At 67.5% G+C, this 20509-nt stretch carries 23 protein-coding genes; 14 read left to right on the top strand and 9 right to left on the bottom strand.

Going from position 1 to position 20509, the window contains the following annotated elements:
• Positions 1–431: 431 nt before the first annotated feature.
• A complete protein-coding gene (gene rpsT / locus O5I81_RS21420; RefSeq protein WP_271066895.1) occupies positions 432–701 on the bottom strand; it encodes a 30S ribosomal protein S20 in 270 nt (89 codons plus the stop codon).
• A 151-nt stretch (positions 702–852) separates the two neighbouring features.
• On the opposite strand from rpsT, the gene O5I81_RS21415 reads away from it, so the two are divergent.
• Complete coding sequence (locus tag O5I81_RS21415) at positions 853–1305, top strand: hypothetical protein (protein WP_271066894.1); 453 nt, start codon at positions 853–855, stop codon at positions 1303–1305.
• A 17-nt stretch (positions 1306–1322) separates the two neighbouring features.
• On the opposite strand, the gene O5I81_RS21410 is transcribed toward O5I81_RS21415, so the two are convergent.
• Complete coding sequence (locus tag O5I81_RS21410) at positions 1323–2102, bottom strand: enoyl-CoA hydratase (protein WP_271066893.1); 780 nt, start codon at positions 2100–2102, stop codon at positions 1323–1325.
• Positions 2103–2143: 41 nt separating this feature from the next.
• Between O5I81_RS21410 and O5I81_RS21405 the strand changes: the two genes are divergently transcribed.
• Positions 2144–2944, top strand: a complete 801-nt coding sequence (locus tag O5I81_RS21405) for a sulfotransferase domain-containing protein (RefSeq protein WP_271066892.1) — start codon at positions 2144–2146, stop codon at positions 2942–2944.
• A 4-nt stretch (positions 2945–2948) separates the two neighbouring features.
• On the opposite strand, the gene mutM is transcribed toward O5I81_RS21405, so the two are convergent.
• Positions 2949–3800 carry a bifunctional DNA-formamidopyrimidine glycosylase/DNA-(apurinic or apyrimidinic site) lyase gene (gene mutM, locus O5I81_RS21400; protein ID WP_271066891.1) on the bottom strand — a complete coding sequence of 284 codons (852 nt, stop codon included), beginning with the start codon at positions 3798–3800 and terminating at the stop codon, positions 2949–2951.
• Positions 3801–3846: 46 nt separating this feature from the next.
• Between mutM and O5I81_RS21395 the strand changes: the two genes are divergently transcribed.
• Together O5I81_RS21395 and ubiB are read left to right on the top strand one after the other, a co-directional pair.
• Positions 3847–4605, top strand: coding sequence for a class I SAM-dependent methyltransferase (locus O5I81_RS21395; protein WP_271066890.1), 759 nt, complete (start codon positions 3847–3849; stop codon positions 4603–4605).
• A gap of 3 nt (positions 4606–4608) precedes the next feature.
• On the top strand, positions 4609–6111 hold the full coding sequence (ubiB, locus tag O5I81_RS21390) for a 2-polyprenylphenol 6-hydroxylase (RefSeq protein WP_271066889.1): 1503 nt from the start codon (positions 4609–4611) through the stop codon (positions 6109–6111).
• Positions 6112–6187: 76 nt separating this feature from the next.
• Here the strand turns inward: ubiB and O5I81_RS21385 are convergent, their stop codons facing one another.
• A complete protein-coding gene (locus O5I81_RS21385; RefSeq protein WP_271066888.1) occupies positions 6188–6559 on the bottom strand; it encodes an endonuclease domain-containing protein in 372 nt (123 codons plus the stop codon).
• Between the two features lie 73 nt (positions 6560–6632).
• Positions 6633–7184 (bottom strand): hypothetical protein, encoded by a 552-nt coding sequence (locus O5I81_RS21380; protein ID WP_271066887.1) that lies wholly within the window; start codon positions 7182–7184, stop codon positions 6633–6635.
• 124 nt (positions 7185–7308) lie between these two features.
• Between O5I81_RS21380 and coaBC the strand changes: the two genes are divergently transcribed.
• On the top strand, positions 7309–8496 hold the full coding sequence (coaBC, locus tag O5I81_RS21375; protein WP_271066886.1) for a bifunctional phosphopantothenoylcysteine decarboxylase/phosphopantothenate--cysteine ligase CoaBC: 1188 nt from the start codon (positions 7309–7311) through the stop codon (positions 8494–8496).
• A 10-nt stretch (positions 8497–8506) separates the two neighbouring features.
• The gene (gene dut / locus O5I81_RS21370) at positions 8507–8962 is read left to right on the top strand and encodes a dUTP diphosphatase (protein ID WP_271066885.1); all 456 of its coding nucleotides are present in this window, start codon (positions 8507–8509) and stop codon (positions 8960–8962) included.
• Here the strand turns inward: dut and O5I81_RS21365 are convergent.
• Complete coding sequence (locus O5I81_RS21365) at positions 8959–9081, bottom strand: hypothetical protein (protein ID WP_271066884.1); 123 nt, start codon at positions 9079–9081, stop codon at positions 8959–8961. The two genes, dut and O5I81_RS21365, sit on opposite strands and share 4 nt — an antisense overlap.
• 244 nt (positions 9082–9325) lie before the next feature.
• Between O5I81_RS21365 and O5I81_RS21360 the strand changes: the two genes are divergently transcribed.
• From O5I81_RS21360 to O5I81_RS21325, 8 genes are all read left to right on the top strand, one after another.
• Entirely contained in the window at positions 9326–10429 is a 1104-nt protein-coding gene (locus tag O5I81_RS21360; protein WP_271066883.1) for an acetyl-CoA hydrolase/transferase C-terminal domain-containing protein, read from the top strand.
• A 400-nt stretch (positions 10430–10829) separates the two neighbouring features.
• The gene (locus tag O5I81_RS21355; RefSeq protein WP_271066882.1) at positions 10830–11408 is read left to right on the top strand and encodes an SH3 domain-containing protein; all 579 of its coding nucleotides are present in this window, start codon (positions 10830–10832) and stop codon (positions 11406–11408) included.
• Positions 11409–11588: 180 nt separating this feature from the next.
• Positions 11589–12071 carry a MerR family DNA-binding transcriptional regulator gene (locus tag O5I81_RS21350; protein ID WP_271066881.1) on the top strand — a complete coding sequence of 161 codons (483 nt, stop codon included), beginning with the start codon at positions 11589–11591 and terminating at the stop codon, positions 12069–12071.
• 85 nt (positions 12072–12156) lie between these two features.
• Entirely contained in the window at positions 12157–13938 is a 1782-nt protein-coding gene (locus O5I81_RS21345) for an acyl-CoA dehydrogenase C-terminal domain-containing protein (protein ID WP_271066880.1), read from the top strand.
• Between the two features lie 2 nt (positions 13939–13940).
• On the top strand, positions 13941–15107 hold the full coding sequence (locus O5I81_RS21340; RefSeq protein WP_271066879.1) for an acyl-CoA dehydrogenase family protein: 1167 nt from the start codon (positions 13941–13943) through the stop codon (positions 15105–15107).
• A gap of 167 nt (positions 15108–15274) precedes the next feature.
• On the top strand, positions 15275–15652 hold the full coding sequence (locus tag O5I81_RS21335; protein WP_271066878.1) for a VOC family protein: 378 nt from the start codon (positions 15275–15277) through the stop codon (positions 15650–15652).
• Between the two features lie 2 nt (positions 15653–15654).
• Complete coding sequence (locus O5I81_RS21330) at positions 15655–16116, top strand: OsmC family protein (protein WP_271066877.1); 462 nt, start codon at positions 15655–15657, stop codon at positions 16114–16116.
• Between the two features lie 176 nt (positions 16117–16292).
• Positions 16293–17954, top strand: a complete 1662-nt coding sequence (locus O5I81_RS21325) for an ATP-binding protein (RefSeq protein ID WP_271066876.1) — start codon at positions 16293–16295, stop codon at positions 17952–17954.
• A gap of 149 nt (positions 17955–18103) precedes the next feature.
• Here O5I81_RS21325 and vsr read toward each other — a convergent pair whose 3' ends face one another.
• The 3 genes from vsr to O5I81_RS21310 form a co-directional block, all read right to left on the bottom strand.
• On the bottom strand, positions 18104–18511 hold the full coding sequence (gene vsr, locus O5I81_RS21320; protein ID WP_271066875.1) for a DNA mismatch endonuclease Vsr: 408 nt from the start codon (positions 18509–18511) through the stop codon (positions 18104–18106).
• Positions 18508–19485, bottom strand: coding sequence for a cysteine synthase A (gene cysK, locus O5I81_RS21315; RefSeq protein WP_271066874.1), 978 nt, complete (start codon positions 19483–19485; stop codon positions 18508–18510). Before cysK ends, vsr begins: the two co-directional genes overlap by 4 nt.
• Before the next feature lie 258 nt (positions 19486–19743).
• The gene (locus tag O5I81_RS21310; RefSeq protein ID WP_271066873.1) at positions 19744–20502 is read right to left on the bottom strand and encodes an ATP-binding protein; all 759 of its coding nucleotides are present in this window, start codon (positions 20500–20502) and stop codon (positions 19744–19746) included.
• Positions 20503–20509 lie beyond the last annotated feature (7 nt).

Raw genomic sequence — 20509 nt, 5'->3', positions numbered from 1 at the left:
AGCCCACCGTCATATTTCTTGTTCAGCCCCGAGATCCGAGACGTCCGCCCCCACGACGTCAGTCCCGGTTTTCCAGACACAATTCTTCCCCGTGCGCCGGATAGACTCTATCCGTCGTCCCGCCCGAGACCCCGGAAACACCGGGTTGAAAAGCGCTGAGAAGTTGACCTTAGAGCCGCCGGATCAGGGGGGTCAAACGTGAAATTTGGCGCCGGATGCGGATATTTCTGTTGACTCGCGAGAGGCCCTCGCGTGGCAAGGGAAATCGTTAATTCTACTTCCGGGCACTGAGTTAATGCGTCGCAGAGCTGTGATCAGCAGGCGCACAAAAGCCGCCCGGGAATCGCTCCCGAACGGCTTGTGTTATTCAATAAATTCAAAGGGTTAGGCAATTCCCGGGATCGGGTCGCCTATTCCTTCAGCAGCCCGTATCAGGCGGCCGACAGCTTCTTCAGCTGGGCGTGCAGGCGGGACACCTTGCGCGAGCCGGTGTTCTTGTGGACGACGCCCTTGGTCACGGCGCGCATCAGCTCCGACTGGGCCTCGACGAAGGCGCCCTTGGCGGCTTCGACGTCGCCGGCGGTCACGGCCTCTTCGAACTTGCGCAGGAAGGTGCGGACGCGCGAACGGCGCGCCTTGTTGACTTCGGTGCGGCGTTCGATCTTGCGGATCGCTTTCTTGGCGCCGGGATTATTGGCCATGATGCTCTCTAAAAACCTTGGGACGGACAGGCGGTCGGGCACCGGGCCCAGCCGCCGTATAATCGGAAGCGCGGCGATATACGGGAAGGGGCCCCTGGGGTCAATGCGGATTCCCTGTTCCCAGTGCCGCGCCGGTCGCTAAGGTCGGCGCATGCATCGCCGCGCCCTGCTCCTCGCCGTCCTCGCCGTTCCGGTTGCGTCCTGCGATCTGATGACGCCGCCGCTCCTGCAGATCGTCTGTGACCCGGACCTTGTCCAGGCCCTGGAGCGGGCGGCCACGGCCTGGCCGGGGCGGCGTGGGGCGCCGGTGCAGATCGACAGCGACATCTCCCTGGTCGAGCTGGGCCGCAAGATGGAGGCCCTGCGCGGCGGCCTGATCGCCACCCGCGAGCCGAAGCAGGCCAACCGCATCCAGCGCCTCAGCCTGGCGCGGCTGGAGGACCGCTGGATCCGCGACATCGACGGCGGGCCGGTCCACCTGGTCGCGACCCGCGGCGGCTTTCAGGAGGAGCATGAGGCGAGGAAGTTCGGCAAATGGCTGGCGACGCCGGACGCCGACCGCTTCGCCGATCCGGGTGCGCCTTCGGCGGGGACGGCGGCCTGAACCCCCTTTGTGGTGAGCTACTTCCCTGTGAAGTTCGGCTTCCGCTTCTCGACGAAAGCCGCCATGCCTTCCTTCTGGTCCTCGAAGGCGAACAGGCTGTGGAACAGGCGACGCTCGAGGGCCACGCCCGTGGTCAGGGTGGTCTCGTAGGCGGCCTCGACCAGCTCCTTGTTCATCGCCACGGCCAGCGGCGACTGGCCGGCGATCTTCACCGCCGCGGCCAGGGCCTCGTCCAGCAGCTTGTCGGCGGGCACGACGCGGGAGACCAGGCCCGAACGCTCGGCCTCGGCCGCATCCATCATCCGGGCGGTCAGGATCATGTCCATGGCCTTGGACTTGCCGACAAAGCGGGTCAGCCGCTGGGTGCCGCCGATGCCGGGGGCGACGCCGAGGTTGATTTCCGGCTGGCCGAACTTGGCCGTCTCCGAGGCGATGATGAAGCTGCACATCATGGCCAGCTCGCAGCCGCCGCCCAGCGCATAGCCGCTGACCGCCGCGATGACCGGCTTGCGGAAGGTCTCGATGCGCCGCGCCGCCGCCGTGAAGAAGTCCAGCTTGAACATCTCGGCATAGGTCTTGTCGGACATCTCCTTGATGTCGGCCCCGGCCGCGAAGGCCTTTTCCGAGCCGGTCAGCACCAGGCAGCGCACGGTCGCGTCGCCCTCGGCGGCGTCGAGAACCTGGCCCAGTTCCCCCAGCAGCTCACTGTTGAGGGCGTTCAGCGCCTCGGGGCGGTTGAGGCGGACGAGCAGAACGCCGTCGTGCGGCGTCTCGACGAGAAGGGTCTGGTAGGTCATACGCGGTTCTTAATCCTTTGATCGCGCCGCTCAAGAGCCAGATGAACACCGCCCACGCCCTGCACAGCTTCAATCGCGAGATGACCAACTGGTCGCTCATCAAGCACCGCAACTGGGACGGCTATCTGGTCACCGGCCAGCATTCGGGCACCCACTGGATCAAATGGATGCTGAGCTGGGCCATGGCCCACCACTACGGGGTCGAGGGGCCGAAGTTCTACAACAACAACGACAGCAATGCCGTCATCGGCAACCCCAAGCACAAGCTCAACCTGCCCGGCGTGCCCCGCGTCGCCTCCAGCCATTCGATCCCGGCCTATGCGGTGGAGTGGCCGCTGATCCGCGCCATCGCGCCGTTGCCGAAGTATGGCGTGGTGGTGCGGGACATGCGCGACGTGCTGATTTCCAACTACGAGAAGTGGAAGGAAAAGTACGACGTCCCCTTCGTGACCTATGTGGCGGGCGATCCCTGGGACAAGAAATACGTCGTCGATGTCTGGTGGTACATCCGCTTCATGAATCGCTGGGGGTCGGTGCGGAAGCACTATCCGGCCGAGACCCTGGTCCTGAAATACGAGGACTTCCGGCGCGATACGGCCGGGTCACTGGACCAGCTGGCGCGACACCTGGGCGTGGTCCTGCCGGCCGACGCCATCGACAAGGGCGTCATCGCCGGGGCCAAGGAAAACATGCTGGCCTTCCACAACCCCAACGCCACCGGCAAGGGCGTGCGGCCCGACGGGGTCGGCGACACGGTGTGGACGGATGAGGCCGACGCGGTCCTGAAGCCGATCCTGCGCGAGCACCTGAAGTACGACTTCGGCTACGACTTCGGGCTGTAGCCCCCTACTTCTGACAGGTTGGGCAGTAGAAGGTCGATCTGCCCGCCTGCACAACGCGTGCAATCGTCCCGCCGCAGCCCGGCTTCGGGCAAGGCTCGCCCTCGCGGTCGTAGACCCGGAAACGGTGCTGGAAATAACCCAATGCCCCGTCGGCGGCGGCGAAGTCGCGCAGGGTGGAGCCGCCGACCTCGACCGCCTCGGCCAGCACATCCTTGATGGCGGCGACCAGGGGCGGGATCCGTTTTTTCGCAATCGATCCGGCGGGCTTCAGTGGCGAGATGCCGACCCGGTGCAGGGCCTCGGAGACATAGATGTTGCCCAGCCCGGCCACGACCCGCTGGTCGAGCAGCAGGGTCTTGGGCCCCTGTTTGCGGCCGGCGAAGGCCTTGATCAGGGTGTCGGCGGTGAAGTCCGGGCCCAGCGGCTCTGGCCCCATGCCGGCGAACCAGGGGTGGCTGTCCAGGTCGGTCGTCCCGATCAGGCTCATGAAGCCGAACCGCCGCGGGTCGTAATAGGTGACCATGGCTCCGGCCTCGGTCTCGAAGATGACGTGGGCGTGCCTGGCGTCCGGGGTCACCGCGCGCCCGAACTCGCCCGGCGTGTGGCCATCGATCTCGAACCGTCCGGTCATGCCCAGATGCATGACCAGCACATCGTCCCGGTCCAGCCGGCCGACCAGGTATTTGGCCCGCCGATCGAGCCGGGTGATGGTCGCCCCGGTCAGCCGCTGGACGAAACCGTCGGGAAACGGAAAGCGCAGGTCGGGGCGCAGCTGCTGCACGCGGACCAGGCGATGGCCTTCCAGCGTGGGGGCGAGACCCCGGCGAACCGTTTCGACTTCGGGAAGTTCAGGCATGGGGTCTGGCTAGCGCGGCGAGATCGCCCGGTCTATGGACAAGTCCATGAGCGAACAGCGCGCCAGCTTTGGTTTCCGCGATGTCGATCCGGCCGAGAAGGCGGGTCTGGTGCGGGGTGTCTTCGACAAGGTCGCCGGCAAGTACGACCTGATGAACGACCTGATGAGCGCCGGGGTCCACCGCCTGTGGAAGGACGCCGTCGCCGCCCGCCTGAACCCGCAGCCGGGCGAGATCATCCTCGACCTGGCCGGCGGCACCGGCGACATGGCCCGTCGCTTCTCGAAGATGATGCGCGCCGCCCAGCTGCGACGCGGCGGCCCGGACGGCATGGTCCATGTGCTGGACTACAATGCCGAGATGATCGCCGCCGGCATCGAGAAGGGCGGCGAGCCCGAGATGACCTGGGGCGTCGCCGACGCCATGCGCCTGCCCCTGCCGGACGCCTATGCCGACGCCTACTGCATCAGCTTCGGCATCAGGAATGTGACCGACGTCCCCACCGCCCTGCGCGAGGCGCGCCGGGTGCTGAAGCCCGGCGGCCGGTTCATCTGTCTCGAGTTCTCGCGCCCGGTCAGCGAGGCCCTGCGCAAGGGCTATGACCTGTGGAGCTTCAAGGCCATCCCGGCCATCGGCGAGTGGGTGGTCAACGACCGCGAAAGCTACCAGTACCTGGTCGAGAGCATCCGCCGCTTCCCGGACCAGCAAACCTTTGCAAATATGATCCGCGACGCCGGCTTCTCCCGGGTGACCTATACGAACTTCACCGGCGGGGTGGCCGCGCTCCATCACGGCTGGGCGATCTAGCCTATGGCCAGCCTGGCGGCCCTGGGCCGGTTGATCGGGACGGGCTGGGCCCTGATGCGGGCCGACGCCCTGCTGCCGCGCGAGATTGACGCCGTCCTGCCGCCGTCAGCGAAGCTTGCCGCCTTCTTCATCCGCCTCCCGGCCGGCGGCGCCTCCCGCGTGGGTCGCCCCGGCGAGCGGCTGGCGCGGGTGCTGGAAGCGCAGGGCCCCGTCGCCATCAAGCTTGGCCAGTTCCTCGCCACCCGGGCCGATATCTTCGGGTCGCAGTTCGTCGAGGACCTCGCCCATCTGCGCGACGCGGTTCGCCCCTTCCCGACGGCGGTCGCCCGGGCCGAGGTCGAGCGCTCGCTCGCCCGCCCGATCGACAGCCTGTTCGCCAGCTTCGGCGAACCGGTCGCCGCCGCCTCCCTGGCCCAGGCCCATGAGGCGGTGCTGCACGACGGCCGCAAGGTGGCGGTCAAGATTCTGCGCCCCGGCGTCGAGATCCGCGCCGCCCGCGACAGCGCCGCCCTGCGGCTGGCGGCGCAATGGGCCCACGCCTTCGTTCCGCCGGCCCGCCGGCTGGAGCCGAAGGCCTTCGTCGAGATCGTCATCCGCGCCCTGGAGCTGGAACTGGACCTGCGGTTCGAGGCGGCCGGGGCCGACGAACTGCGCGAGGTCATGGCCCGCGACGCCTTCATGGCGGCGCCGGCCATCGTCTGGGACGGGGTGGCCAAGCGGGTGCTCACCCAGGAATGGGCCGGCGGCCGGCCGCTGTCCTCGTCGGAGGCGCTGAACGATCCCGCTTTCAACCGCCGCGAACTGGCCGACAACCTGATCCGCGCCTTTCTGTCCCAGGCCCTCGACCACGGCGTCTTCCATGCCGATCTGCATGAGGGGAACCTGTTCGTGGCGGCGCCGGCCGGGCTGACCGCCATCGACTTCGGCATCATCGGCCGCATCGGCCCGATGGAGCGCCGCTTCCTGGCCGAGATCCTCTACGGCTTTTTGACGCGAGACTACGCCCGGGTCGCCGACATCCATTTCGAGGCCGGCTATGTGCCGCAGGGCCAGGACCGCGGCGCCTTCGCCCAGGCCCTGCGGGCGGTCGGCGAGCCGGTGTTCGGCCGGGCGGCGTCGCAGGTGTCGATGGGCCGGCTGCTGGCCCAGTTGTTCGAGATCACCGCCCTGTTCGACATGCACCTGCGGCCGGAGCTGGTGCTGCTGCAGAAGACCATGGTCACCGTCGAGGGCGTGGCCCGGGGCATCGACCCCGAGCACGACCTGTGGGCGGCGGCCGACCCGGTCGTGCGCCGCTGGATCGCCCGCGAACTGTCGCCGGCGGCGAAGGTGCGGGAATTGGCGGCGGAGGTGCACCGCGCGGCCCGGGCGATCATCAAGCTGGCGGAAGACGGTCCGGCCCCGACCGTGATGACGATCGAGGAAAGCCCGTCGAAGCTGCTGTGGTTCGCGATCGGAGCCGCGGTGTCGGGCGTGGCGCTGCTGCTGGCGGTGGTGTTGGGGTAGGCGGAAGCCGGGCGCTAACCTCCCTCCCCGAATTGGGGAGGGCAGGCGCGCGTTGCGCGCCGGGTGGGGAAGTCGGTCACCGGCGGGAGGGTTGAAGGCTCAGCGCTTCGTAAACCGCGTCAACGACGCTGGGCATGTGTTCATCCAGCGTCCGGTTCTGGAAGCGCAGCACCCTGAACCCCAACCGCATCAGCGCATGGTCGCGATCCGCGTCATGCTTCCTTGCCTCGTCCGTCCCATGGCTCGGACCATCGAGTTCGATGACGAGCATGCGGTTCAGGCAGACGAAGTCGAGGTAATAGCCTCGGTACGGCGCCTGCCGACGGAAGTGGTAGCCCTCGGCTCTCAGCGTCTTCAACCAGCGCCACATCCTCGACTCATGGCGGGTGAGGTTGGCGCGCAGTTCTCTTGCCCTCGCGATGGAGGGACGAACTTGTCTGTCGTGCATGGCAATTCCCCACCCGGCGCGCTGCGCGCGCCTGCCCTCCCCAATTCGGGGAGGGACGGCTACGCCGAAGGTCTCAGCCCTCGTTGCCGGTGTCGCGGCGCTGGCGCCTTCCACCCTCGGGCCGCGACTTCGCCTCTTCCCAGTAGGCCGCGCCCTCCTCCGGCTTGAACATCGTCCTCGGCACGCCATCCTTGGTCGCCGCCGCGAAGGTGTTCGTCCTGGCGTCGTACATGATCTTGCCGCGCTGGCGGGTGATCACCTCGGCCCCCTTGGGCGGGTTGCTGACGAAGGCCTGGGCCTTGCGGGCATAGTCCTCGACCGATTTGGCGTCGAAGTCCTTGCCGTTGCGGGCGAACTGTTTCTCCGCCGCCTCCTCGGCCGTCAGGCGACGGTTGGCGGCCCACATCGGCTTGCCGTCGAGCATCGGCGGCGGCTGGGTTCTCGGATCGACCTTCGGCGGTTCGGTCCGGTCGGCGGAGGCCGTCTCGGCCGTGTCGGCCTTCGCGGCCGGCGCCGACCCGGCGTCGGCCTGGTCCCGCGAGGGCTTGCTGGCGGGGCCGCCGTCACAGGCGGCGAGGGCGAAAACGGCGGCCAGGGCGGCCGTGGCGGTCAGCAGGATGCGCACAGGTTGAACTCCCGATGAGATAGCGTTGTTCGTGATAAAAGATCAAAACGTGAACAGTGTCGAGTCCTGTTTGGCGAACGCCGCAAAGCCGCTAGGAAGCAGGCTGAACGCAGGAGCGCATGACTTGAGCGAGAAGCGGGTGTTGCTGATCGTCGGCGGGGGCATCGCCGCCTACAAGGCGCTGGAGCTGACGCGCCTGCTGCGCAAGGCCGGTATCGGCGTGCGGCCGATCCTGACGAAGGCCGGCGCCGAATTCGTCACCCCCCTGTCGCTGTCGGCCCTGGCCGAGGATCGGGTCTATTCCGAGCTCTTCTCCCTGACCGACGAGGCGGAGATGGGCCATATCGAGCTTTCCCGCTCGGCCGACCTGGTGGTCGTGGCCCCGGCCACCGCCGACCTGATGGCCAAGGCGGCGAACGGCCTGGCCGGTGATCTGGCGGCCACCACCCTGCTGGCCACCGACAAGCCGGTGCTGATGGCTCCGGCCATGAATGTGCGGATGTGGGAGCACGCCGCCACCCGGCGCAACCTGGCGACCCTGAAGGCCGACGGCGTCGCGTTCGTCGGGCCGGACGAGGGCGCGATGGCCTGCGGCGAGTTCGGCTTTGGCCGCATGGCTGAGCCGGCCGCCATCTTTGAGGCCATCCTGGGAATGCTGCAGGGCGGGCCACTGAAGGGCAGGCATGTGCTGGTCACCGCCGGGCCGACGGCCGAGGCGCTGGACCCGGTGCGGGTTTTGACCAACCGATCGAGCGGCAAGCAGGGGTTCGAGATCGCCGGCGCCCTCGCCCGGCTGGGGGCAAGGGTCACCCTGGTCGCCGGCCCGGTCGGCCTGCCGACCCCGGCCGGCGTCACCCGCGTCGACATCGAGAGCGCCCGCGAGATGCTGGCCGCCTGCCAGCAGGCCCTGCCCGCCGATGCGGCCGTCTGTGTCGCCGCCGTCGCCGACTGGCGACCGGACGAGGCCTTCGGCATCAAGCTGAAGAAGGGCAAGGACGGCCCGCCGGTCCTCACCCTGGTGGAAAACCCCGACATCCTGGCCACCCTGGCCGCCCACACGCCGACGCGGCCGAAGATCGTCGTCGGCTTCGCGGCCGAGACCAACGATGTCGAGATGCACGCCAAGGCCAAGCTGACCCGCAAGGGCTGTGACTGGATCGTCGCCAACGACGTCACCCAGCCGGGCGTCATGGGCGGAGCCGACAACACCGTGATGATCGTCAGCAAGGCCGGCGTCGAACGCTGGGACCGGGCCGGCAAGGATGAGGTGGCGATGAAGATTGCCCAGAGGATAGCCCAAGACCTGGCTTAGAGGACCTTTCGTGACCCCCAACATACCCGTCGTTCAAATGGCCCATGCCCAGGGCCTGCCGCTGCCCGCCTATGAGACCGCCCTGGCCGCCGGCATGGACCTGCGCGCCGCTGTCCCCGACGACGCGCCCCTGACCCTGGCCCCGATGGCCCGGGCCATGGTGCCGACCGGCCTGAGCTTCGCCGTGCCGCCCGGTTTTGAAGCCCAGGTCCGGCCGCGCTCGGGACTGGCGGCCAAGGCGGGCGTGACCTGCCTCAACACGCCCGGCACCATCGACGCCGACTACCGGGGCGAGGTGAAGGTCATCCTGATCAATCTGGGCGAGGAAGATTTCGTCATCCGCCGCGGCGACCGCATCGCCCAGCTGGTCATCGCGCCGGTCGTGCAGGCGGGCTGGTCGGCGGTGGACAGTCTGGAAGAGACCGCGCGCGGCGCGGGCGGCTTCGGCTCGACGGGCGCGGGCTAGCCCGGAAGGCTGTTCAGCCCGATCGCCAGATAGCCGAGGAACCCGGTCGCGAAGAAGGCGCCGGCGATCCACAGCAGGGGCTTGATGAGGCCCGAGGGCTCTTGGGCGGTCGTTTGCATGACGTAGCGGCTCTTGTCCAAATGGGGCCGGGGTTCGTACGCAGAACTCGCGGTCAGGCCTTTTGTTGCGCCTGCCAGCTGAACGGACGATGACATGATTCGCCTCCCGATTGATCAGGCCGTCGAACAGCTCGCCCGGCGCTTGAGTGAAACGTCCGGGGCGAGGCTTTTCGTCCCCTTCGGACCGGGCGAACCGCTCGGCTTTCGGGAGAGGATCAAAGCTACGGACGGCTGGCCCGAGCGGATGTGTTTCGTCGGCGCCCCAATCCCCGGCATCAACCGATCCGACTGGTCGGCCCTGCGCGAGGGGGCGACCTCCGAAGGCATCTTCGTCTCGGCCGACTGGCGCGCCGCCTTCGAGGCCGGCCGCTACGCCCTGCGGCCGCTGACCTGGTTCCAGACCTATGGCTGGCTGGGCGAGACGCCGCTGGACGCCGCCGTCTTCCAGGTCAGCCCGCCCGATGACGACGGCATGGTGACCTTGAGCGTCGCCAGCGATCTGGCCCCCGCCGTCATGGCCCGGCCGGAGGTGTTCAAGCTGGCCCTGGTCAATCCGAACCTGCCGGCGGTGAACGGGCCGCGTTGGCCGCTCGAGGCCTTCGACCTCGTCGCCGACGACGACAGCGCCGTGCTCGACTATGACGCCGGCGACCTCGACCCGGCCTTCGAGGTCATCTCCCGCCATATCGCGGGCATCGCCCCGGACGGCGCCAGCCTGCAGTTCGGGGTCGGCAAGGCCGGCGTCGCGGCGCTTAAAGGTCTGCGCGGCCGCAAGGGGCTGAAGATCCACTCCGGCATGGTCACCGACCCGCTGGTCGAGCTGCTCGACGAAGAGGTGGTCGACAGCGTCGTCACCGGCCTCGCCGCCGGCACGGCCCGGCTGCGGGATCGCCTGACCGATCCCCGCATCCGCTTCGCCGACAGCGGCCACACCCACCACTTCGCGGTGCTGGCGAACATCCCCCGGCTGGTGGCGGTCAACTCGGCCCTGGAGATCGACCTCTTCGGCCAGGCCAACGCCGAGTTCCAGGGCGGCCGCCAGATCAGCGGCATCGGCGGCCTGACCGACTTTCTAAGGGGCGCGCGCCTGAGCGACGGCGGCCTGCCCATCCTTGCTCTCCCCGCCTCGGCCAAGGGCGACAGCATCAGCCGCATCGTCCCCCGCCTGTCGCCCGGCGTGGTCAGCGTGCCCCGCGCCGACATCGGCTTGGTGATCACCGAACATGGCGTGGCCGATCTGCGCGGGCGGACGCTGGACGAGCGGGCGCAGGCGCTGATCGGGGTGGCGAGCCCGGCGCACCGGGACGCGTTGTCGAATGCCTGGGACGAGATGCGGCGCGGGCTGTAGGTGACCGATGGCGATCGAGGTGTCTGTAGAATTCTACGACCATGCGTCCGTCGACCAGCGCCGGTCCGTCCTGGCGTTCTTGAACGCTCTTTCAGGAACGGCTGATGTCGTTGGCAGCCGCGCCTACGCCTTTCTGATCACTCGCCAATCAAGGATTGGAAGAGCACGGGACGGACTCCAGGAATGGGAGCGCGATGGAATCATCAGTTGGAGCGAGACTCCAGTTTAGGTCCGCCTTCCACCCACGGCTGGCCTTCGACGCATGGCTTTCGGCCCGGGCCGGGATCCTGAACACAATATAACGACCACTTCCGCGTCCGTTCAGCCAGCGCCCCTCATAACCCTCTTCAACGACCCGGGATGTTCTCCGGGCCCGCGCAATTGTTGAGGAGAAAAGACCATGCGTACCCAAAGCAAGATCGCCAAAGTCGGCCTGGCCATGACCCTCGCCGCCTCGCTCGGCGTCGCCGCCGCCCCCGTGACCGCCTCGGCCCAGCCCAATGGTGTCATCGGCTGCTCGGCCCCCGGCAAGAAGCAGGAGGGCGGGGCCATCATCGGCGCGCTCATCGGCGGCCTGATCGGCAACAAGGTGGCCAGGAACGAACAGACCGCCGGCACGGTGATCGGCGCCGGCCTGGGCGCCGCCGCCGGCAGCGCCATTGGCTGCCAGGTCCAGAAGAAGGACAGCCTCGACCAGGGCTCTTACGTCTCGAACGGCTACCGGATCGCGAACTATGTCCAGCCCGCCAACTTCCAGAGGGCTGGCGGCCGGTTCATCGCCACCTCGACGGTGAACCTGCGGTCGGGTCCCTCGACCAGCGCCGGCAAGGTCGGTCAGCTGACCCGCGGCGAGACCTTTACCGCCATGGCCTACGCCCGGCGCGGCGAGTGGGTTCTGGTCAGCCGGAACGGCGTCGGCGTGGGTTACGTGAACGGCGCCTACGTCCGCCCGACCGGATACCAGAACGCGAACTGGTAACGAGACCAAAAGGTAACAAGTTACGGCAAGGGGCCGGTTTCGACAGAAACCGGCCCCTTTTCCATGCTCAATGGCTCAAGTTGAGGAAAATCTTTCTTCCCTGTTGACGTTGACGTAAGCGGGACATAACGTCTGACCCAAGGGCATCATCAGAACGCCAAACGTCAGGGAGAAGTCACCATGGTCATGGAACTGCGCCGCCCCGAGCGGACCTTCACCATCCGTCAGCTCTGCACCGAATTCAAAGCCACCCCGCGCGCCCTGCGCTTCTACGAAGACAAGGGCCTGCTGACCCCCGCCCGCGACGGAATGAACCGGGTCTACAGCTACAAGGACCGGGCCCGCCTGATCCTGATCCTGCGCGGCAAGCGCGTCGGCCTGTCGCTGCAGGAAATCCGCGAGATCCTCGAACTCTACGACGAGGGCGACGAGGCGGCGCACCAGAACGCCCACAGCCTTAAGAAATTCCGCGAGAAGATCGTCGTGCTGGAGCGCCAGCGCGAAGACATCGACGGCGCCATCGCCGAACTGCACGCCGCCTGCGAGCGCCTTGAGAAGCATCTGTCGGAAAAGCGTCCCGACCTGCTGCCCAAGGCGGCCGACTACGACCAGGTGATGCGCGCCCGGATCGACGGTCACGCCGAAATGGCGATGGGCAAGTAGGCCCTAATCACAGTAGCAATGTCGGGGACCGGTTCGCGCCGGTCCCCATTTGCGTTTCCAGACCACCCCAAAAATCGGACCAAAAATGGCCTATCAACCTCCGGTGCGCGACCACGTCTTCCTGCTCGAGGATGTGCTGAAGATCGACCAGTATGCTGAGCTGCCGGCCTTCGCCGACGCCTCGCTGGACGTGGTCAAGGCGATCATCGAGGAGGCCGGAAAGTTCACCGGCGAGGTGCTGGCGCCGCTGAACAGCGTCGGCGACAAGCAGGGCTGCACCTGGCATCCGGACAACACGGTCACCACGCCGGACGGCTTCAAGGAGGCCTATAAACTGCTCTGCGAAGGCGGCTGGACGGGCCTCGGCTCCGACCCCGCCTACGGCGGCCAGGGTCTGCCGCACGTCGTCAACCTCAGCTTCAGCGAGATGTCATCGAGCGCCAACATGGCGTTCTCGATGTACCCGGGCCTGGCGCACGGCGCCTACTCGGCCATCCACACCGGCGGCACCGACGAGCAGAAGCAGGCTTATCTGCCGAAAATGGTCACCGGCGAATGGACCGGCACCATGAACCTGACCGAGCCCCACTGCGGCACGGATCTTGGCCTTCTGCGCACCAAGGCCGTTCCGCAGGCCGACGGCAGCTACCGCATCACCGGCCAGAAGATCTGGATCTCGGCCGGCGAGCACGACATGGCCGGCAACATCATCCACCTGGTCCTGGCCCGCATCGAAGGCGCGCCGGCGGGGGTGAAGGGCATCAGCCTGTTCATCGTGCCGAAGTATCTGCTCAACGCCGAGGGCGAGATCGGCGAGCGCAACGAGGGGGTGAAGTGCGCCGGCCTCGAAGAGAAGATGGGCATCCACGGCAACGCCACCTGCGTCATGGCCTATGACGAGGCCAAGGGCTTCCTGATCGGCGAGGAGAACGCCGGCCTGCGCATCATGTTCGTGATGATGAACGAGGCCCGCATCGGGGTCGGCCTACAGGGCGTCGCCCAGGCCGAGGCCGCTTATCAGGCCGCCGCCGAATTCGCCAAGGACCGCCTGCAGGGCCGGTCGCTCACGGGTCCGAAGAACGCCAACGGTCCGGCCGATCCGATCATCGTCCACCCGGACGTGCGCCGGATGCTGCTGGACTCCAAGGCCATGATCGAGGCCGGCCGCGCCTTCCTGTTCTGGACGGCGCTGCAGGGCGACCTCGCCCACGGCCACCCGGACGAGGCGGTTCGCCAGAAGGGCGCCGACTACATGGGCCTGCTGACGCCGGTCCTCAAAGGCTACCTGACCGACAAGGGCTTCAAGGTCTGCGTCGATTCCATGCAGGTGTTCGGCGGCTCGGGCTTCACCGAACACTTCCCGGCCAGCCAGTACCTGCGCGACTGCCGCATCGCCCTGATCTACGAGGGCACCAACGGGGTGCAGGCGCTCGACCTGGTCGGCCGCAAGCTGGCGGCCAACGGCGGCCGGGCGGTGATGAGCTTCTTCGCCGAGATCGACGCCTACATCGAGGCCAATAGCGGCGATGCGGCCATGAAGCCCTACCTCGACGGCCTCGCCTCGGTGAAGGCCCAGCTGCAGGACGGCACCATGTGGCTGATGCAGAACGGCCTGGCCAACCCGGACAACGCCGGCGCCGCCTCGACCGACTACATGCACCTCTTCGGCATCACCGGCCTGGCCTACATGTGGGCCCAGATCGCCAAGGCCTGCCTGGCCAAGGGGGATGCTGATCCCTTCTATTCGAACAAGCTGGTCGTCGGCCGCTACTTCGTCGAACGGATCATCCCCGAAGGCGCCGCCCACCTGGCCAAGCTGAAGACCGGCTCGGCCACCCTGATGCAACTCCCCGCCGAGGCTTTCTGATCATGGCTGCTCCCCTGCAGGTCGAACGCACCCCGTGCCTGGCCGAAGAAGACATCGTCATCTTCGAGGAGTCCGTCCGCAAGTTCTTCCAGGACCGGGCGCCGGAATCCCGCGTCGCCAAATGGCGCGAGGATGGCTGCGTCGAGCGGGCCTTCTGGACCGAGAGCGCCGAGGCGGGCCTCGCCTGCCTCTCCATGCCCGAGGAATACGGCGGCATGGGCGGCGACTACCGCCATGAAGTCATCCTCATGGAGCAGATCGGCCTGCAGGGCGTCGACGGCTTCGGCATCGGCCTGCACAATGCCATCGTCGCCCCCTACATCTTCCACTACGGCACCGAGGAGCAGAAGCGCCGCTGGCTGCCGCGCATGGCCAACGGCGAGCTGGTCACCGCCATCGCCATGACCGAACCCGGCGCCGGCTCCGACCTGCAGGGCATCAAGACCACGGCCCGCCTCGACGGCAATGAGTACGTCCTCAACGGCTCCAAGACCTTCATCACCAACGGCCAGACCGCCAACCTGATCATCGTGGTCTGCAAGACCGACCCGGCCCAGGGCGCGCGCGGCACCAGCCTGCTGGTCGTCGAGACTGATGGCGCCGAGGGTTTCGAGCGCGGCCGCAACCTCGACAAGCTGGGCCAGGAGGCGGCCGACACCTCGGAACTGTTCTTCAACGACGTCCGCGTGCCGACCGTGAACCTGCTGGGCGGCGACGAGGGCCAGGGCTTCTTCCAGCTGATGGGCCAGCTGCCGCAGGAGCGGCTCGGCATCGCTGTCCAGGGCATGGCCACCATCGAGCGGGCGCTGGAACTGACCATCGACTACGTCAAGCAGCGCAAGGCCTTCGGCAAGTCGATCATCGACTTCCAGAACACCCAGTTCGTGCTGGCCGAATGCAAGACCGAGGCGACCGTCGCCCGGGTCTTCGTCAACGACTGCATCGAGAAACACATCAAGGGCAAGCTCGACGCCGCCACCGCCTCGATGGCCAAATACTGGGTCACCGACCTGGAAAACAGCATCATCGACCGCTGCCTGCAGCTGTTCGGCGGCTTCGGCTACATGGCCGAATACCCGATCGCCCGCATGTACCGCGACAGCCGCGTGCAGCGCATCTACGGCGGCACGAACGAGATCATGAAGGTGCTGATCGCGCGGACGCTTTAGGAGGTTTCCCAACCCCGTCATCCCGGCCGCAGGGCGAAGCCCGGAGAGCCGGGACCCAGGGGCCGCCGCCCGGATGCTGGCCTAATCAGCGTGCCAGCCGCCCCTGGGTCCCGGGTCTGCGCTGCGCTCCGCCCGGGATGACGGAATTGGTTTGAGGGGTTGAGCTGATGATTGATCATCTATCTGTCTCGGTGCGCGACCTCGCAGCCGCCGCCGCCTTTTATGAAGCGGTCCTCAGCCCGCTCGGCTACCGCCGCCTCGTCGAGCGGGAGGCCACCGTGGGCTTTGGCAAGCGCTATCCCGAGGTCTGGCTGAACCATCGCCCGAACCGGTCCCCCGAGCCCGCCGACACCGGGCTGCACATCTGCCTGCGGGCCCGCGATCAGACCAGCGTGCAGGCCTTCCACCAGGCCGCCCTCGACCACGGCGGGGCCGACGACGGCCCGCCAGGCCCCCGCCAGGCGGCGATAACCGGCTACTATGCCGCCTTCGTCCGCGACCTCGACGGCAACACGATCGAGGCCGCCACCTTCCCAACGGAGTAGGCATGGCCAGCTACACCGCCACCGTCGACTGGGCCCTGCAGCCCGGCGAGGACTTCCTCGCCGGCCGCTACAGCCGCAAGCACACCGTCAGCTTCGACGCCGGCATCACCGTCCCGGCCTCGGCCTCGCCCCATGTGGTGCCGGCCCCCTGGTCGGCGGTTGACGCCATCGATCCGGAGGAGATGCTCGTCGCCGCCATCTCCAACTGCCACATGCTGAGCTTCCTCTACATCGCCTCGAAAGCCGGCTTTTCGGTCCTCAGTTACCGCGACGAGGCCGAGGGGGTGATGCGCAAGAACGCCGAGGGCAAGATCGCCGTCACTCGGGTCGCCCTGCGCCCGGCCATCGTCTTCGACGGCCGCCAGCCGACCGCCGAGGCGCTCGACCAGCTGCATCACGAGGCCCATGAGGTCTGCTACATCGCCAGCTCGGTGAAGACCGAGATCGTGGTCGAAAAACCCTGATCGACATATTTTCCCGATTTTGGGTCATTAACCAAAAGACGGACCGGTGTTCTTTCACTGACCGTTAGGACCCTCGACCCCACTGTCCCCGCATGTCTGGGGAAGCAATCACACCGGCCGTCGAGGCCGCTGACCGTTTCGGTTTGGCGACTGTTGTCGCCACCCGGCGCAAACACATGCCGATCCGGCTGATGACGGCTGTCGGCGTCGCCGCCGGCCTGCATCTGGCCTTCGGCTGGAGCTGGGCCTGGACCTGGGCCGCCCTCTATACGGCCGCCCAGGGCTTCGACCATTTCACCGGCATCCAGCTGCTCAAGCGCCCGATCGACACCCCGTTCCAGGCGGCCCGCGTCGCGCTGATCACCTTCCTGCCCTCGTCCATCGCCTTCGGGGCCCTGGCCCCGGTGCTGTGGCAGGGCATCGATCGCTACGGCCCGGCCCTGGCGATGATCGTCGTCGCCACGGCGATGACCAACCTGATCGCCATCTGCCGCGGCAGCCGCATCGCCTTCGCCGCCGGCTGCCTGCCCTATGGCCTTTATCTGCTGATCCTGCCGCTGATGGACGCCGGCACGGCGCCGGGGCCGCTGGTCTCGACCATGATGATCGCCGTCGGCCTGGTCATCCTCAACGTCATCGGCGCCTGGCTGACCACCGAGGAGGCCCGCAAGATCTCCGACGACGCCCGCGCCGAGGCTGAAGCCCGCCGGCATGAGGCCGAGGAAGCCACCCGGGCCAAGAGCGCCTGGGTCGCCATGATCAGCCACGAGCTGCGCACCCCGATCAGCGCCATCCTGGCCGGCGCCGCCGAGACGGAGCGGGCCGGTCACGCCCAGGGCCGCCTGATCAACGAAGCCGGGCGGATGATGACCACCCTGCTCGACGACATGCTCGACCTCTCCAAGCTGGAAGCCGGCCGGATGAGCGTCGAGGCCGTCGACTTCGACCTGCGCATCGCCGTGCTCGACGCCGTCCGCGCCTGGCGACCGCAAGCCCGGGCCAAGGGCCTGCGCATGCGCATCCTCGGCGCGCGTCATCTGCCCGGCTGGGTCAGCGGCGATCCCACCCGCATGCGGCAGGTGATCAACAACCTGCTGTCCAACGCCCTGAAGTTCACCAAGCAGGGCTGCGTCACGCTGCAGCTCGGCGGCGCGATCAATCCCGACGGGACCTATGGCGTGACCATCGCCGTCGACGACACCGGCCCCGGCATGACCCCCGAACAGCTGGACCGCCTGTTCATGCCCTTCGAACAGCTGGGCGCCCACACGGCCCGCACCCACGGCGGCACCGGCCTTGGCCTGATGATCAGCCGCGAGCTGGCCCGGCTGATGGGCGGCGATATCTCCGTGGTCAGCGCCCCCGGCAAAGGCGCCGTCTTCACCCTCTCCCTGACCCTTCCCGCCGCCGAGGCCCCGGCCGCCGTCCAGGCGCCCCAGGCCGTCGAGGCCCGGGTGCTGGTCGTCGACGACCACGCCGTCAACCGCCAGGCCATCGCCCTGGTCCTGGCCCCGCTGGGCATCGTCCCGGAAACCGCCGGTTCCGCCGAGGAGGCGCTCGAACGGCTGGCGCTGGAGTCCTTCGACGCGGTGCTGATGGATGTCTACATGCCCGACATGGACGGCCGCGAGGCCACCCGCCAGCTGCGGGCCATGAAGGGCCCCAACCAGCAGGTCCCGGTCATCGCCATCACCGCCTCGGCCACGGCCCGCGACTGGGAAGCCTGCCTGGCCGCGGGCATGACCGACCACGTCGCCAAGCCGATCGAACCGGCCCAGCTGTATGCGGCGCTGGAAGCGGCGTTGAGCGATGTGCAGCGGGCGGCGGTGGCGGCTTAGGAGCCCCCTACAAAAACACTGTCATCCTCCGACCGCGAAGCGGATCGGGGGACCCAACTGTCCGCGTGAAAACGGGCCGGGAGTCTTTCCAGAGCCGCTTTGGGTCCCCCGATCGCCCTGCGGGCGTCGGAGGATGACAGGTTTAAGGGTCAAGCGAGCAACCGCTCCAGCCGCTCCCGCAACACCGCCTCATCCTTCATCTCACATTCCCAGATCGTCTCGACCCGCCAGCCCGCCGCCTCCAGCGCCGCCCGGGCCGCGACATCCCGATCCCGATTGCGCCCGACCTTGCCAAGCCAGTAGTCACGGTTGGCCTTCGGCACCCGCGCCCCCCGCGCGCAGTCATGGCCATGCCAGAAGCAGCCATGCACGAAGACCGCCAGCCGCCGCCCGGCCATGACGATGTCGGGTTTCCCCGGCAGGTCCCCCCGATGCAGCCGATATCGCGCGCCGAGGCCGGTGAGCAGCCGCCGCACCTTCAGCTCGGGCGTGGTGTCGCGCCCCTTGACCCGGCGCATGACCGCCGAACGCTTGTCCGCCGTGAAGACGTCGGTCACAGCCCGTCGAACAGCGCCGTCGACAGGTAGCGCTCGGCGAAGCTGGGGATGATCACCACGATCAGCTTGCCTTCGTACTCGGGCCGACTGGCCAGTTCGAACCCGGCGACCAGAGCCGCGCCCGAGGAAATGCCGACCGGCAGGCCCTCGACGGCGGCGGCCTTGCGAGCCATGGCGAAGGCGTCGTCGTTGCTGACCTGGACGATGTCGTCGATGACGCCACGATCGACGTTGCCCGGCACGAAGCCGGCCCCGATGCCCTGGATCTTGTGCGGACCGGGCTGGCCCCCGGACAGCACGGCGCTGTTCTCGGGCTCGACCGCCACCATGCGCAGGGACGGCTTGCGGGGCTTGAGGACCTGGCCGACGCCGGTGATGGTGCCGCCGGTGCCGACGCCGGCGACCACGGCGTCGACGCGGCCGGCCGTGTCGCTCCAGATCTCCTCGGCGGTCGAGATGCGGTGGATGGCCGGGTTGGCGGCGTTCTCGAACTGCTGGGGCATGACCGCGCCGGGGATTTCCTCGAGGATCTCGGTGGCCCGGGCCACGGCCCCGCGCATGCCGCGCTCGGCCGGGGTCAGCTCCAGCTTGGCGCCGAGCAGAAGCAGCATCTTGCGGCGCTCGATCGACATGCTCTCGGGCATGACCAGGATCAGCCTGTAGCCCTTGGCGGCGGCGACGAAGGCCAGGGCGATGCCCGTATTGCCGCTGGTCGGCTCGACGATGGTGGCGCCGGGGGTGAGCAGGCCGTCGGCCTCCAGCTGCTCGATCATCGACACCCCGATGCGGTCCTTGACCGAGTTCATCGGGTTGAAGAACTCCAGCTTGGCGACGACCTCGGCCCGGGGCTTGAGCTCGGCCGACAACCGGGGCAGGGCGACGATGGGGGTGTCGCCGATCAGGTCGAGCACCGAGGGGAAGATCTTGCCACGCCCGGCGCGGGCATAGCGGGCGGTGTCGAAGGATTTGGTCATCAGGGTCTCGCCTGTGGATATGGTTCAAGTCTAGGGAGGCGGGCGAGGTTCCGCCACCTCAGATGATCTGGCGCCGCTTTCAGGCGGCCGCCCGGCCGGCGTCCTTCAACAGCGGTTCGAGCAATCCCTGCGCCAGCCAGCGCACGACGGGAACGCAGACGCCATCGCCAATAACATGCAGGCTGCCTGTTTGTTGTAGTCACGGCCAGGGCATCATACGGCCGTCCTCCTAAGCTGCTCGCCCAAGTCTGCTCGCTGCTACGCCTCGATGGTGGTTGCTGGTGTCGGTTCGGCGAAACTCAGGGCGCGCACCTTCTGATCCCGTGCGCGAAGCATTTCGAGCAGATCGCCTGGCTTGATGGCTTCGCTGCTTCGATTGTACCGAAAGTAGATAGTGCCTGGCGGGATTTCGCGGGTGTACTCAGTCGATGAGATCACCGGCTTCTGCTCGCACTCGAACACATACGCTACGGCAATTGTCTTTCCTTGAGTTTCAAAAATGCCTCGCTCCCACCGAAAGAACGGCGTGAACTTTTGAGTCGTCACATCCGCGATCTCATTCCACATCTTCTCCAACCGGCAGTCGTCCGGCAGACCTAGGATCTCCCCGTCATCTGCGACGCCGATGAAGATGTAGCCGCCTCGATGGTTCGCGAACGCTGCCATCGACTTGGCTATTTTCGCCTTCGAGACCTGGTCCTTCGGAGGCTGGCTTTTGAACTCCGCAAATACCCCCTCGAACCCCGGCAAGGCTTGCTGGCCGTCCCTCGCGATTTGAAGAATCTCTCTTACACGCACCGAGCTTGTCGGGCCGAAGCCGTGATAGGGCGCGCTGGTGCTCGCCTCATTCAGCCGGCGGTTTATGAACGCCTCAACCTCCTCCGGCGTAGCGGCCTCAATGTCGGGCCTCTTGGTCATAACCTCTGACGGCGCGGCAGATGAGATTATCCGACCGGGGCGGATGAAGAACGACATGATGTGGTCCCGGGCAAGCCCTCGGAGCTTCATCCGCTTCATCAAAGCG

This window comes from Caulobacter sp. NIBR1757 (assembly GCF_027912495.1).
Taxonomy (GTDB): Bacteria; Pseudomonadota; Alphaproteobacteria; order Caulobacterales; family Caulobacteraceae; genus Caulobacter.
The sequence above is the reverse complement of the archived record's forward strand: the minus strand, read 5'-3'. Positions and strand labels throughout refer to the sequence as shown.

What these genes read in the sequence shown, in the direction of transcription:
- rpsT (WP_271066895.1), bottom strand. Translation starts at nt 701, where the DNA reads ATGGCCAATAATCCCGGCGCCAAGAAAGCGATCCGCAAGATCGAACGC.
- O5I81_RS21415 (WP_271066894.1), top strand. Translation starts at nt 853, where the DNA reads ATGCATCGCCGCGCCCTGCTCCTCGCCGTCCTCGCCGTTCCGGTTGCG.
- O5I81_RS21410 (WP_271066893.1), bottom strand. Translation starts at nt 2,102, where the DNA reads ATGACCTACCAGACCCTTCTCGTCGAGACGCCGCACGACGGCGTTCTG.
- O5I81_RS21405 (WP_271066892.1), top strand. Translation starts at nt 2,144, where the DNA reads ATGAACACCGCCCACGCCCTGCACAGCTTCAATCGCGAGATGACCAAC.
- mutM (WP_271066891.1), bottom strand. Translation starts at nt 3,800, where the DNA reads ATGCCTGAACTTCCCGAAGTCGAAACGGTTCGCCGGGGTCTCGCCCCC.
- O5I81_RS21395 (WP_271066890.1), top strand. Translation starts at nt 3,847, where the DNA reads ATGAGCGAACAGCGCGCCAGCTTTGGTTTCCGCGATGTCGATCCGGCC.
- ubiB (WP_271066889.1), top strand. Translation starts at nt 4,609, where the DNA reads ATGGCCAGCCTGGCGGCCCTGGGCCGGTTGATCGGGACGGGCTGGGCC.
- O5I81_RS21385 (WP_271066888.1), bottom strand. Translation starts at nt 6,559, where the DNA reads ATGCACGACAGACAAGTTCGTCCCTCCATCGCGAGGGCAAGAGAACTG.
- O5I81_RS21365 (WP_271066884.1), bottom strand. Translation starts at nt 9,081, where the DNA reads ATGCAAACGACCGCCCAAGAGCCCTCGGGCCTCATCAAGCCCCTGCTG.
- O5I81_RS21360 (WP_271066883.1), top strand. Translation starts at nt 9,326, where the DNA reads ATGTGTTTCGTCGGCGCCCCAATCCCCGGCATCAACCGATCCGACTGG.
- O5I81_RS21355 (WP_271066882.1), top strand. Translation starts at nt 10,830, where the DNA reads ATGCGTACCCAAAGCAAGATCGCCAAAGTCGGCCTGGCCATGACCCTC.
- O5I81_RS21350 (WP_271066881.1), top strand. Translation starts at nt 11,589, where the DNA reads ATGGTCATGGAACTGCGCCGCCCCGAGCGGACCTTCACCATCCGTCAG.
- O5I81_RS21345 (WP_271066880.1), top strand. Translation starts at nt 12,157, where the DNA reads ATGGCCTATCAACCTCCGGTGCGCGACCACGTCTTCCTGCTCGAGGAT.
- O5I81_RS21340 (WP_271066879.1), top strand. Translation starts at nt 13,941, where the DNA reads ATGGCTGCTCCCCTGCAGGTCGAACGCACCCCGTGCCTGGCCGAAGAA.
- O5I81_RS21335 (WP_271066878.1), top strand. Translation starts at nt 15,275, where the DNA reads ATGATTGATCATCTATCTGTCTCGGTGCGCGACCTCGCAGCCGCCGCC.
- O5I81_RS21330 (WP_271066877.1), top strand. Translation starts at nt 15,655, where the DNA reads ATGGCCAGCTACACCGCCACCGTCGACTGGGCCCTGCAGCCCGGCGAG.
- O5I81_RS21325 (WP_271066876.1), top strand. Translation starts at nt 16,293, where the DNA reads ATGCCGATCCGGCTGATGACGGCTGTCGGCGTCGCCGCCGGCCTGCAT.
- cysK (WP_271066874.1), bottom strand. Translation starts at nt 19,485, where the DNA reads ATGACCAAATCCTTCGACACCGCCCGCTATGCCCGCGCCGGGCGTGGC.
- O5I81_RS21310 (WP_271066873.1), bottom strand. Translation starts at nt 20,502, where the DNA reads ATGAAGCGGATGAAGCTCCGAGGGCTTGCCCGGGACCACATCATGTCG.